Consider the following 12,731-nt stretch of genomic DNA (forward strand, 5'->3'; position numbering starts at 1 on the left):
TCAGAGCATGAGAGATCGCTGGCCGCCTATATCGCGCCGCGCCACCACCAAGCTGCTTTCAAGGTTTTCATCATTTCAACACCGTTAGAGGATGGCGCCGGCAATGGCAATGAAAAAGTGCCATTCCAAGGATTGCCGGAGGAAACACCAGCAGACCGCGCTCCCCGATAAGCTGGGCTCAGGTAGCGCAAGACGAGATGTTTGGCAGGAGTGGCCGCGTTCAGTTCGGCACTTTAGAAGAATGGCCTTGCGAGGTCGGCACGATCCAGTCCCGCAGGCCGTACCGCTGCAGGATCTGCGAAAGTTCGCCGGAATTGCGAAGCCGGTGCATGCCGTCCGACAGAGCTTTTGCGATCTCGTGCGAATTAGCATGAGCTGGCGAAAGCGCAATGAACAAATCATCTTGCGTGAAGGTTTTCTCAAGCCTGAAACGGTCAGCCAGTCCCATCTCCTCCGCCTTGTATGAAAACGTGTTGATGTCCTCCAGCATATAATCGAGACGTCCAGCAGCTAGGGTTCTTATGTTTTGTTCCAGCGCGTTGTTGCCGCCGGTCCGGACAACTTCAGAATAGCGATTAACGGATGCCTCGATTTCCTCGCCGTATCCATAGTCGATGATCAACCCGGCTCGCTTGTCTTTCAAAGAACTCGGCCCGTCATAGCGCCATGGATCATCTTTGGCGACGAACATGCCAATCGTGTATCGGCCTTGCGCTTCGCTGGGGAACACAAAACCAGTGGCCTCTTCGGGGGTGCCGGCAAATACGCCGTCAAACCGGCCTTGCCTGGCAAACAGAAGGGCTCTTGCCCAGGTTATCTGTTGATAGCGCACCTCGTAGCCAAGCGGTTCCAGAATTCGACTGGCAATTTCCACCATGTAGCCTGGGCGCTCACTGCCGGGTTCACAGTTGACCGGGCACCATTCGTCTGCGGCAAATGTGAGTGTCTGTGCGAATGCAGAAGCATTCAACATCAACAACATAAAGATGAAATGGCAGGCCAAATTAGCCCGCCGCGGGCGTCGCACGTGCGTCCTCGAGTCAGTTTCTAACGTGTGGCAACAGTTTATTTGAGCTCGCGTGATAAATCCAGCAACCGGACTTGAGCGGAGTTACCGCCGGGCAACGGGTTGACCTTGGGCGAAGGATCATGTTTGTGCGGTGCGACATAAAATATAGTGCGGTTTTTGGACGGATTCGCATTCGCAAGAGGTATGTGAGGGGCACATGGATCATTTTGATCTGATCGTTATCGGGAGTGGACCCGCGGGGCGCCGGGCGGCTATTCAGGCTGCGAAATTCGGATACGAGGTTCTTGTTGTCGAAAGAGGGCGCCGGGTTGGTGGTGTCTCGGTCCACACCGGTACAATCCCGTCAAAGACCTTGCGCGAGACGGTGCTGAACCTCACCGGCTGGCGAGAACGCGGCTTCTATGGCCGGTCTTACCGCGTGAAACAAGACATCTCGGCGGGTGACCTCAGAGCACGCCTTCATATGACGCTTGATCACGAAGTCGAAGTTCTCGAGCTGCAATTTGCCCGAAACAAAGTGTCGACGGTTTACGGCGAAGCGCGCTTCGTATCGCCCGAGAAAATTGAGGTTAAGAGCGAAGAAGGCGACGTGAAGCTGTTCTCCGCTGACAAGTTCATTCTTGCGGTCGGAACCAAGCCGTTCCGGCCTGACTATGTGCCATTTGACGGAGAATTCGTCCTCGACAGTGACGAAATACTGGAGTTGAACCAATTGCCCCGCTCGATCGCCGTGATCGGGGCGGGTGTCATCGGAGTGGAGTACGCTTCGATTTTTTCCGCGCTCGATGTGGCCGTGACGCTGGTCGAGCCTCGAGACACCATGCTTGATTTTCTCGATCACGAGCTTGTCAGCGATTTCACGCACCAGCTTCGGGATCGCGGTATCGCGATGCGGTTTGGCTCAAAAGTGAAAAGCATCGAAAAACACGGTCCGGGGGAATGCGAAATCTTTCTTGAAGGCGGCCGAAGCGTGCGGTCCAACGTGATCCTCTTTGCAGCTGGCCGGATGGGCGCAACGCCGTCGCTCAACCTTGAAGCTTGCGGACTTGAGGTCGATCATCGCGGCCGCTTGAAGGTAGATCCGGTTACCTTTCAGACAAGTGTGCCGCACATTTATGCTGCAGGTGATGTCATCGGTTTTCCAAGTCTTGCGTCCACCTCCATGGAGCAAGGGCGGATTGCTGCCTGTCAGGCGCTGGGGGAGAAGGCCTACGATCCTCCGGAGTATTTTCCCTACGGGATTTATGCAGTTCCAGAGATATCGACTGTTGGCATGACCGAGGAAGAAATAAAGGAACGCGGTATCCCTTATGAATGCGGGATCGCCCGGTTCCGGGAAACCTCCCGGGGGCAGATTATGGGTCTCGACACCGGCATGCTGAAAATGATTTTCTCTTTGAAAACCAGACGCTTGCTGGGGTGTCATATCGTGGGTGAGGGGGCAACGGAGCTGGTCCATATCGGTCAGGCTGTTTTGAACCTGAAGGGTACCCTGGAGTATTTTGTCGAAAACACGTTCAACTATCCGACATTGGCAGAAGCCTACAAGATTGCCGCCCTGGACGCCTGGAACAGAATGGGTCCCCTTGAGGACTGATATTCCAAGCTTTCGCTTGAAGGAGTTCCAGAGCACTGGCCGTGGTCTTGGGCTGATCCAACGGCTAGGGTGAGGCACCTTCGATTCTGCCTGAAAGACTGCTTATGCCCGAGACGCTGCTCCTCAAGAACGCCGATATGCTGGTCACGATGGATGGCGAGCGGCGGGAAATCGCCGGTGGCGGGGTCTATGCTGTGGACGGCGTCATCCAGCAAGTTGGGCCGTCCGATGACCTGCCGAAACAAGCGGACAAGGTTATTGACGCCTCTGGCCAGATTGTCCTTCCCGGATTCGTCAACACCCATCACCATCTCAACCAGACGCTGACGCGCAATCTGCCGGCAGCGCAGAACAACAATCTGTTTCCCTGGCTGCAGGCGCATTACCGGGTTTGGGCACGAACCGATCCGGAAGCCTCGCGCGCCAGCACGCTGATCGGCCTGGCCGAACTGGCGTTGTCCGGCTGCACGACTGTTTTTGATCACACCTATCTCTTCCAGAGCGGTAACAAGGTCGATTACCAGATCGAAGCGGCCCGGGAGCTTGGGGTCCGGTTCCACGCAAGCCGTGGATCCATGTCGCTCGGAGAAAGCAAAGGCGGTTTACCGCCCGACGAGTGTGTCGAAGATGAAGAGTTCATCCTGAACGACACGGTCCGGGTCATCGACCGCTACCATGATGCGGCGGACGGGGCGATGACGCGGGTGGTGGTCGCACCTTGCTCTCCGTTTTCTGTATCGGAGGATCTCTTGCGGGAGAGTGCCGCGCTTGCCCGCGATAAGAAGGTCATGCTGCACACGCATCTCTGCGAAACGCTGGATGAAGAACGCTACACTCTGGAGCGGTTCGGCAAGCGCCCGGTCGAATGGATGGAAGGGCTCGACTGGACCGGTCCGGATGTCTGGTTTGCCCATGCGATCCACGTCGATGACGATGAAATACGGCTCTTTGCCAAGACCGGCTGCGGCGCCGCGCATTGCCCCTGTTCCAACATGCGGCTCGCGTCGGGCATTGCGCCGGTGAAGAAATATATGGCTGCGGGTGTAAAAGTTGGTCTTGGTGTTGATGGGTCCGCAAGCAACGACAGTTCCAACATGCTGATGGAAGCCCGCCAGGCCATGCTGCTGGCCCGGTTGCAGCTCGGACTTCAGCCGCCGGAAGGCCCGAGTAAATACGCCCTGCTGCCACCTGCGCACCCGCTGCGAGCCGGGGAGTGGATGTCAGCCCGCGAAGCCCTGGAGCTCGCCACATTGGGCGGTGCTTCCGTGTTGGGTCGAAATGACATTGGGTCATTGGAAACAGGCAAGTGTGCCGACTTCTTCACACTTGACTTGAATACGATTGGGTTTGCTGGAGCGCTTCACGATCCGGTCGCAGCTGTGGTCTTTTGTGCGCCTCAAACAGCGAAAACAACGGTAATCAACGGCAAGGTCATTGTTGAGGACGGCCGGATCACGACGATGGACATGGTCCCGGTTATCGAGACTCATAACCGGTTGAGCCTGAAACTGGCCGAGGGGCTCTGAAGGCTGGCCGGTGAGACTTCAGCAGAGCCAGCAATTCTCGGGCTGCACAGCTTCTGTGACGTCTCCGCCGCCTGAGATCCAGCTCGTGATGCCATTGGTCACGTTGGCGACCTGGGTGAAACCGCCCTGTCCGGCAAGGTACTCCGACAAGGCTTTGCTGCGCGCGCCCGTCCGGCACAGGAAGATGACCTCATCGCCGGGGCCGGAGATCAGTGACTGCAGTTCCTTGCCGAAATTGGGGTTCGGGTTTCCGGAGGCATCGAAGAAGGTCACCAGATGGGTGCCGGGAATAACACCGGTCTGTTTCCATTCATCCGGGCGGCGAATGTCGATTACAGTCGCTCCTGCGGCCAGGCGCTCTTTGAGCTGATCATTGCTGAGCTCGGAGAATTTCTTGCCTTTGACATCCAGTAACTCGATTTCGAATTTGAGCGTGGCATTCGGCGGAATGACCCCGCCAGCACCGGATGCGCCATAGGCGAGATGCGGCGGGATGATCAGCTCGCGCTTGCCGCCGACTTGCATGCCTTCAACGCCTTGCTCCCAGCCCGGGATTACACGGCGTTCGCCGAGTGTGAAGGAAAACGGGGTGCCCCGGTCGATGCTTGAATCAAACTTTGTCCCATCCATCAGCCAACCGGTGTAATGCACGACGACGGTCTCGCCGACATTGGCTTCTTCTCCGGTGCCTTTTTCGATGTCCTTGATTTGCAGTTCTTCTTGCGCGACTGCCGGGAGCACAAACAGTGTTGCGGCAAGTATGGGAGCGATCCACTTGATCATGTCGGGGTCCATTTGTCCGAGAATTATTTTCTCGCCGACCGTCGATCATCTCCTTCTGAAATGCAAATCAAGGTGCGTTGATTGGGACCACGCCTATTGCCGCACCAATATGCATTCTTCTGGCAGGTTGCGGTTATCTGGCGGGTGGATCAGCCGGTCTTCTTCTCGTTGGCCGTGCGGATGAGTTTTTGCAGGAGGGTGCAGAGTTGCTGTTGTTCGTCTTTGCTCAAACCGTCGACAGCGGCGGCCTGCGCGTCCACATAGTCCGGCATCATGCCTTTGACGAGACTCAGTCCCTTGTCCGTCACACAGACGGTTAGAGCCCTTCGGTCTTCCGGATGAGGGCAGCGTTCGACAAGACCGGCCTTTTCCAGCTTGTCGAGCCGGGCCGTCATGCCGCCGGAGCTCATCATTGTGGTCCGGTAGAGTTCGGTCGGGGTGAGCTTGTAGGGCGGCCCGGAGCGGACGAGCGTTGCCAGGACGTCGAACTCCCCGAGTTTCAGGCCGATCTTGGCATAGGCCGGTGTCAGATAATCGGCGGTCATAATCTGTGAGGCTTCATTGATCCTGCCGAGCACCACCATGGGTGTCAGCTTGTCTGCGATCTCCGGCACTTCCTTTTGCCATTGCTGGCGGGCGCGTTCAGCCCGATCCATCAAAAGCTCTTCAGGATCCCCGAACATGTGGTCCGGGTTTTTTGCGCGTGAAGACGGCGATTTGGACATCTTGCTTCCTGGTTTTATCGCGCAAGCTTGTCCAGGGGACAGATTTGCGCTGCGCAGTGGCTTTTCTAGATGATTGATTTCTATTCCGAAAATGCGCCAGGACTCGCTGGTTGTCAATCAATATCAAGAAGCTTGATAAAAAGTATCTTGATATAAAGATAAAAGTTCTTATGTTGACCGTTACCGGCCGTATTGCAGCGGCTGAGAGACTGTTTCTGAGAAGGATTTTCAAATGTCGGATACGTTTAAAGCCCTGCCGTCACAGGCCGGGGAAGTGCCCCGGCAACAACCGAGCCTCCTGACCCGGTTTTACGACAACCCGCATATACTTCTTCTGACCGTTGGCAGCTTTCTGGCCGTCTCAGTCGTGTTCGCCAAAACCGGCCCCATGGTGGGATGGCATCCGTTGGGACTGTTGCAATGGGCCATTATTGGCGGTGCCGCGCTGCTCTGGAGCGGGACGCTGCTCGCCGGTGTCGAAAGCGGTGCCCGGCATCGCACCACCCGTGCGGCGAAGCTTCGTCTCCTGAAATACCTTTTCATAACCGGCATATTGTTCATTGCGCCCAACATGATTGCGGTGGTTGCGGCCCCTGAAGTCGGCGCAAGTTTTGTCTCGCTGAGTTATGCGTTTCCGCTGGTTCTGACCTATGCCTTCGCCGTGCTGATCGGTCTTGAGCGGTTCCAGTTTTTGCGCAGCATTGGGGTTCTGGCCGGTCTTGCCGGCGGTGTCCTCTTGGCGGGCGGTGGGGCCGGGGTGTCTCCTGAAGGCTCCCTTTGGGCCGTGGTCACACTCGCAATCCCGGTGTTTCTCGCCGTTGGAAACATCTACCGGTCTCTGAAATGGCCGGACGGTGCGACACCCATCGAACTGGCTCTTGGCATGATGGTCGTGGCGTTCATCGCGCTGGCAATTTTCAACGCGGTCATGGGAATACCTGTTGGTCCGGCCGAGTGGACGTCCGCAGCGCTTGGCCTTTTGTTGGCACAGATCCTGGCGTTTTCGGTACAATACGGGCTCTATTTCCGCCTGCAGCAGGTGGCCGGTCCGGTCTACCTCAGCCAGATCGGCTCCGTGGCGGCCATCGCCGGACTTGGCCTCGGATATCTCGTCTTCAGCGAAGTGCCCAACCTTGCGAAACTCGGGGCCATCGCAGCCGTCGCCCTCGGCATCGTGTTCGTCACGCTCGGAAAGGGGCGCGGATAGTCAGTCTTCCGTTCAAATCTGAAAACGCTTTCCCGGCCTCGCGCCGGGACCAATTCGTTTCAGACAGTGAGACCCAGGTCCCGGTTCGCACTTAGCTTGACCGGGACGGCATGTCATTCATGATTTCTCGTTTCGAAAACTATTGTAACAAATACCAGGAATTTCAGCTTGAAAAGCATTCATTGAGCCCATTAGTTATCGATCAGCGACACGAGTAAGAGCAAATATGAGTTCAATAAACGCAGTTAATTTCGAAAACGCCGTCGATATGATTTGGGAGAAAGTCGCAACCAGTCGCGTTTGGCAATATCTGGACAGGAGCGTAGGGTTCACGTGTTTCGATCCTCGGGATGAGATTTATTGTTACTATGACAGGGGCGTCGAAATCCGCTTCACCGAGATAGAACAAGAGCCGAAACTCGTTTCAATTATCCTTTACTTGGAAGCGACCCAAGGAGACGCCGAGGATCCTGGGTTCAAACGCTTTGAGGGCATTCTTCCTTATCGGTTGCCATCTGGCCTTACAAAGCAAGTTGTTCTCGATAGGTTCGGCGAGCCAACTGCGATCGGCAAAGAACAGCAGCATCCCGTTTTTGGCCGAATGCTGCCGTGGATAAAATACTATCCGAAAGACAACGTTCAAATCCTATTCGAACATCGCCAAGACGAGATCGTCCAAATTCATTTCAGTAAGGCGATTTATTGAACATCGTTTCTCTAGTTGTGTGATCAGCGCTTTGTATTGTTCGCAAAAATCAATCATTCTACAGCCAGGCCGCACCGCGCACGCCGGAACTGTCGCCGTGCTTGGCTTTGCGCATGGGCGATCCCTGGAATTTTTAATCCAGGTGAGAACCGAACTTCTCTATCCAGCCATCTTCGGTGTAGAGCTCTCCGCAAAGACCGTCACTTGTCTCCGCAACATTGATCACCGATCCGTCTGAGGCTTTGAACAACAGTTCGAGTGTATCGTAGTTGTTTTCGAGCATGAAGAGAAACTCGTGGAGGCAATCATCAATCGTGGCTTCTACGATTTTCCTGAGTTTTTCTTTTTGTTCGGAACTTGCAGCAAGGGCATCGGTGGTTTCATGCCGCCTTTTGGCATTTTCACCGCGTAGGGACCCGTTTTCTATCTGCCGATATTTCCAATGAACCTGATTTCTAACAGCTGAAATAAACAGTTTGCCGAATTGGTCTAGTGAATCGTTTTGTGTCATACTCTACCTAAGTATTTGATATTAAAATCAGTGTCTTAGAGAATTGATCTGACTAGTCGTTCCAAAGCCAGGCAGCACCGCGCACGCCGGAACTGTCGCCGTGCTTGGCCTTGCGGATGGGCGTGTCATAGGTGTCTGAAAAGACGTAAGGCAGCATGGCGTCCGGCAGGTCGTCATAGAGCTCTGCAATGTTCGACATGCCGCCGCCGAGCACAAAGACATCCGGATCCAGAAGGTTGGCCGACATGGCCAATGCCCTGGCCAAGCGGCTCACATAATCCTGGTAGACCTTTGTGGCCACCGCATCTCCGGATCGTTTCAAGTCGATAATCTCATGACCTTTCAGCGCTCTCCCGGTGCGTTCTTTGTAGTCCCACTGGAAGCCGGTGCCCGAGCACCACAGATCGATGACACCCTTGTGGCCGATCCAGCTGTCGGGGCCCGGAAACTCTTCCGCCGTCATCCAGGGCAGGGCGATGCCGCCCCATTCCCCGCCAATGCCGTTGGCACCAAGATGGGCCTTGGCGTCAATTGCGATGCCGGATCCGGATCCCGTGCCAATGATAATGGCGTGCACGATATGAGCGCCCGCGCCGGCACCATCCGTCGCCTCGGAAACGGCCAGGCAATTGGCATCGTTCTGGATGCGCACCGGACGGTTGAGGGCCGATTCCAGATCCTTGTCGAGCGGCTTGCCGTTCATCCAGGTGGAGTTGGCGTTCTTTACAACACCGGTTTTTGGGGAAAGCGATCCGGGAATGCCCAACCCAAGCGAGCCTGTCCGGCCGGTTGCACTTTCGGCGGCCTCGACCAGATCCTTCACCACGCGGATGCAGCCTTCGTAATCATCTTTCGGTGTTGCGCTGCGCTGACGGAACAGTTCTGCGCCCGCATCATCGAGCGCGATGATCTCGATCTTTGTTCCACCCCAATCAATTCCAAGACGCATGTTCAGCCCACCCGTTTCGGCAATTCAAATGCAGCGGATTGACCGTCTTTGAGGTCGCCCGCCTGTTTGCCGTAAGTTTTGAATTTCGTGAGAATGTCGGCCATCTCCGCCGCATCCAGAATCACCGGTTGCCCAAGTGCCAGCGCGGACAAATATTGGTCCGCAAGATCTTCAACACCTTCGGCAACCGACAAGGCCTTCTTGAGCGTTGCCCCACCGGCAATCTGTCCGTGATTGGCGAGAAGACATGCGTTTCGATCGCCAAGGGCGTCGATCATGGCTTCTGAGAGGGCGCGGGTCCCGAAGCTCTCGTATCGGGAACACTCGATCCGGTCGCCTCCAGCAAGGGCAACCATGTAGTGGAAGGCCGGAATGCCCTTCCGATGGCAAGCCAAGGCTGTTGCACGCGGGCTGTGACAATGGACGACCGCTCCGCAGCCTAACTTAGCCAAATAGAAGTCCAGATGCATGCGCCATTCCGAAGAGGGCAGAATGTCACCGCGGTAGCACCCTTGCATATCCACGGCGATGATCTTCTCGTCAGTCAAATCCTCATAAGGTGTGCCGGACGGAGTGATCAGAAAACCGTTCTCTGTGCGTGCACTGACGTTCCCGGACGTGCCTTTTGTCAGCCCCAGTTTCGGCAAGGCCCGTGCCGTCTCGATGATCTCCGTGCGGAGCGCCTCGGTGTCTTTGGGAAAGACAGGCTGGGTTTGGGCGGTCATGACAACTCCTTGAAACCAATCCGTTCTGTATAAAGGCCAGAGCGACGGCTTCAAGGGACTTGGCGGTGGCATACGGTTTCCGCACCGGTTTCGCAAAAGAAAACCGCGCCGGAGGCCCGGCGCGGCTGAAGTCTTTTTGGGAATGACCTGAAAACTACGGCCCAGGCCGGTCGGGCAGGGGAATGAACTCCTCTTCGTCGCCCGGCACGATGTCGAACCGGCCCTGACGCCAGTCCTCTTTGGCCTGCTCGATCCGTTCCTTGGACGAGGAAACAAAATTCCACCAGATGTAGCGCTCACCATCCATAGGCTCGCCGCCCATCACGACAAACCGGGCGGGTGCCGGAGAGGTGTTTTCGATAACGAGATGATCGCCCGGTTTGACGACCATCAGCTGAGCCGGATCGAAAGTCTGTCCGGCAATCGTGATTTGCCCGGAGATCGTGTAGATGCCGCGCTCTTCCCAACCTGCGTCCAGTGGAACCTTTGCGCCCGGCTCCAGATGGATGTCGGCATAGAACATGTCCGAGGCTGTTTTAACAGGCGCCGTATGGCCGTATAGCGATCCGGCAATCAGTTTGACTGACGCGCCCTGATCGGCAAATTCCGGCTGCTCATCGGTTCCGTGGTGCTGGAAGGTCGGGTCGGTCTCTTCCAGATGTTTTGGCAGTGCCACCCAGCTTTGCAGACCAAACAGCGGACGTTTTTCGTTCAGGCGCTCCGGCCGTTCGCGCTCTGAATGGACAATGCCTTTTCCGGCGCTCATCCAGTTGAGTGCGCCGGGGGCAATGGCGATTTCCGTGCCGAGACTGTCCCGGTGGTACATTTCACCTTCAAACAGATAGGTCACGGTCGCAAGGCCAATGTGCGGGTGCGGGCGCACGTCAATACCGCCGCCAACCAGAAGCTCTGCCGGGCCCATCTGGTCGAAAAAGATGAACGGGCCGATCATTCGGCGCTTTGCGGATGGCAGCGCCCGGCGGACCGAGAAACCGCCAAGATCTGATGTGCGCGGCACGATAATCGTCTCGATCGGATCGCAGCTTGCAGCGTCTCCCGGAGTTGGATCCGGGCAATTCAACCAGCTCATGGGCCTCTCCCAATGTCACAAATACGTTTCTTCTCATCATAGATAGGGGATGCATGCCGAAAGTGTCCATTGAACAGTCCGTTTCGGTCTTGAGCAGTGATTTGCACGCAGTATAACGGACCGGTAATCGGCCTTACGCCGCTATCTCCGTGAGCCAGTATGAAACTCGATCCTTTTTATCTCATCGTTGACAGCTCTGATTGGATTGCCCGGCTGGTGCCGCTGGGCGTGAAACTTGTGCAGCTGCGCATCAAGGACCAGCCGGACGCGGACATCGCCCGCCAGATACGCGAAGCAAAATCCGTCTGTGCCGATCACGGATGCCAATTGGTCGTGAACGACTATTGGCAGCTCGCCATTTCCGAAGGCTGTGATTTCGTCCACCTGGGGCAGGAAGATCTGGCAGATGCTGACGTGGACGCGATCCGTAAGGCTGGCTTGAAACTGGGCGTCTCCACCCATGATGGCGCGGAGCTCTCGACGGCATTGGCAGTGCAGCCGGAGTATGTGGCGCTCGGTCCGGTCTATCCAACAGTTACCAAGGAGCTGAAATGGGCGCCGCAGGGGCTGGAAAAGATCACCCGCTGGAAAGCGGACATCGGCGATCTGCCCTTGGTTACCATCGGTGGATTGACCGTGGAACGGCTTTCGGGTGTCTTTGAGCATGGCGCAGACAGCGCTGCGGTGATCACTGACATTACCCGCAATAGCGACCCGGAAGCGCGGACACGCGAATGGATCTCTGCAACTAAAACGTGGCGCTAAGGTCCCCCATTACTCAAATATCGCCTTGTCGCGCGCGACTTGCTCGCGCAGGAAGTCCTGCACCGCTGCGACGTGGCGCAAGGGTCGGGAACTTTCGTGGGTAACCATCCAGTAGGCGCGTTTCAATTTCATATCTGGTAGAACAGGCACAAGCGATGGATCTGCGCGGGCGATAAAGTCGTGCAGGATGCCGATGCCCGCGCCCGCCTTGACAGCTTCAGTCTGGCCGAGTGCCGACGCGATTTCGAAGCGCGCGGTCCAGCCCTTAAAGAACTCCGTCCCATAATTGAGCGAAGCGGAATAGAGCAGGTCCTCCACGTACCCGATCAGATTGTGCGCGCTCAAATCTCCAGGACTAGCCGGGATACCCCGTTCCGACAGATAGGATCTGGAGGCGTAGAGCCCGAGGGCGTAATCGACCAGTTTTCCTGCGATCAGGCGGCCCGTTTCCGGCCGCTCAATGGTGACGGCAATGTCCGCCTCCCGGCGGGACAGGGAGAAGGAGCGGGAGACCGGAACAAGCTGAACCGTGAGGCCCGGATGCTGGCGCGTGAGAAGCCCGAGGCGCGGGGCAAGGTACGCCACCCCAAACCCGTCTGGTGCACCAATGCGCACGGTGCCGGATATCTCCGGCGTGTCATCGCCAAGATCAGCTTCGGCTTGAAGAGCTGCGGCTTCCATTGTCTCGGCGCGGTCGAAAAAACGGCTGCCGGCATCGGTTAAGACGCAGCCTGAGGTCGAGCGATCAAAGAGCCGGGTGCCAAGACTGTCCTCAAGCGCAGTCAACCGCCGGGCAACGGTGGCATGGTTCAGCCCGAGCCGTTTGGCCGCCGCCAGGATCTGCCCCGTGCGGGCCACGCCCAAAAAGATGCGAATATCGTCCCAGTTCATAGAGTATGTCTTTGTTGTCGTCTCGGACCCTGCGCAGCGAAGATCCGGGGTCCAATCGATTGCGGATGGCTGGTTTAGTTTTCAGCCCGGGTAGTCCCAGCTCCGCGCTCTGCTTGGCCCGGGTTGCGTGGGGTGGCTTTTTGTGCCGGGTTTGTGATGCCTGTTTGTTATCGAGTTATAGTGGAGCTTATGCGTTCTAACTATCAAAAACGCACAACGGATGCGG

Annotated in this window: 13 protein-coding genes; 5 read left to right on the forward strand and 8 right to left on the reverse strand. The window is 56.6% G+C overall.

Annotated features, from left to right (window positions below; translation table 11 throughout):
• Positions 1 to 220: 220 nt before the first annotated feature.
• The gene (locus RBB44_RS14675) at positions 221 to 973 is read right to left on the reverse strand and encodes an ABC transporter substrate-binding protein (protein ID WP_306148460.1); all 753 of its coding nucleotides are present in this window, start codon (positions 971 to 973) and stop codon (positions 221 to 223) included.
• Positions 974 to 1,226: 253 nt separating this feature from the next.
• On the opposite strand from RBB44_RS14675, the gene sthA reads away from it, so the two are divergent.
• The gene (gene sthA, locus RBB44_RS14680; protein ID WP_306148461.1) at positions 1,227 to 2,627 is read left to right on the forward strand and encodes a Si-specific NAD(P)(+) transhydrogenase; all 1,401 of its coding nucleotides are present in this window, start codon (positions 1,227 to 1,229) and stop codon (positions 2,625 to 2,627) included.
• Between the two features lie 104 nt (positions 2,628 to 2,731).
• A complete protein-coding gene (locus RBB44_RS14685) occupies positions 2,732 to 4,153 on the forward strand; it encodes an 8-oxoguanine deaminase (protein WP_306148462.1) in 1,422 nt (473 codons plus the stop codon).
• Positions 4,154 to 4,171: 18 nt separating this feature from the next.
• Here the strand turns inward: RBB44_RS14685 and RBB44_RS14690 are convergent, their stop codons facing one another.
• Positions 4,172 to 4,936, reverse strand: a complete 765-nt coding sequence (locus RBB44_RS14690; protein WP_306148463.1) for an FKBP-type peptidyl-prolyl cis-trans isomerase — start codon at positions 4,934 to 4,936, stop codon at positions 4,172 to 4,174.
• 149 nt (positions 4,937 to 5,085) lie between these two features.
• On the reverse strand, positions 5,086 to 5,661 hold the full coding sequence (locus tag RBB44_RS14695; RefSeq protein ID WP_306148464.1) for a MarR family winged helix-turn-helix transcriptional regulator: 576 nt from the start codon (positions 5,659 to 5,661) through the stop codon (positions 5,086 to 5,088).
• Positions 5,662 to 5,893: 232 nt separating this feature from the next.
• On the opposite strand from RBB44_RS14695, the gene RBB44_RS14700 reads away from it, so the two are divergent.
• Both RBB44_RS14700 and RBB44_RS14705 read left to right on the forward strand, forming a co-directional pair.
• Entirely contained in the window at positions 5,894 to 6,868 is a 975-nt protein-coding gene (locus RBB44_RS14700; protein ID WP_306148465.1) for a DMT family transporter, read from the forward strand.
• A gap of 226 nt (positions 6,869 to 7,094) precedes the next feature.
• Positions 7,095 to 7,574 (forward strand): hypothetical protein, encoded by a 480-nt coding sequence (locus RBB44_RS14705; RefSeq protein WP_306156128.1) that lies wholly within the window; start codon positions 7,095 to 7,097, stop codon positions 7,572 to 7,574.
• A 133-nt stretch (positions 7,575 to 7,707) separates the two neighbouring features.
• Here RBB44_RS14705 and RBB44_RS14710 read toward each other — a convergent pair whose 3' ends face one another.
• From RBB44_RS14710 to RBB44_RS14725, 4 genes are all read right to left on the reverse strand, one after another.
• Positions 7,708 to 8,085, reverse strand: a complete 378-nt coding sequence (locus RBB44_RS14710; protein WP_306148467.1) for a hypothetical protein — start codon at positions 8,083 to 8,085, stop codon at positions 7,708 to 7,710.
• Between the two features lie 52 nt (positions 8,086 to 8,137).
• On the reverse strand, positions 8,138 to 9,034 hold the full coding sequence (locus RBB44_RS14715; RefSeq protein ID WP_306148468.1) for an ROK family protein: 897 nt from the start codon (positions 9,032 to 9,034) through the stop codon (positions 8,138 to 8,140).
• Positions 9,035 to 9,036: 2 nt separating this feature from the next.
• Positions 9,037 to 9,759, reverse strand: a complete 723-nt coding sequence (locus RBB44_RS14720) for a class II aldolase/adducin family protein (RefSeq protein ID WP_306148469.1) — start codon at positions 9,757 to 9,759, stop codon at positions 9,037 to 9,039.
• Between the two features lie 154 nt (positions 9,760 to 9,913).
• A complete protein-coding gene (locus tag RBB44_RS14725; RefSeq protein ID WP_306148470.1) occupies positions 9,914 to 10,849 on the reverse strand; it encodes a pirin family protein in 936 nt (311 codons plus the stop codon).
• Positions 10,850 to 11,008: 159 nt separating this feature from the next.
• Here RBB44_RS14725 and RBB44_RS14730 point away from each other — a divergent pair, with 159 nt between their 5' ends.
• Complete coding sequence (locus RBB44_RS14730) at positions 11,009 to 11,614, forward strand: thiamine phosphate synthase (RefSeq protein WP_306148471.1); 606 nt, start codon at positions 11,009 to 11,011, stop codon at positions 11,612 to 11,614.
• 9 nt (positions 11,615 to 11,623) lie between these two features.
• Here RBB44_RS14730 and RBB44_RS14735 read toward each other — a convergent pair whose 3' ends face one another.
• Complete coding sequence (locus tag RBB44_RS14735) at positions 11,624 to 12,505, reverse strand: LysR family transcriptional regulator (protein ID WP_306148472.1); 882 nt, start codon at positions 12,503 to 12,505, stop codon at positions 11,624 to 11,626.
• Positions 12,506 to 12,731 lie beyond the last annotated feature (226 nt).

The sequence above is a fragment of the Roseibium sp. MMSF_3247 genome (genome assembly GCF_030733765.1).
GTDB lineage: Bacteria > Pseudomonadota > Alphaproteobacteria > Rhizobiales > Stappiaceae > Roseibium.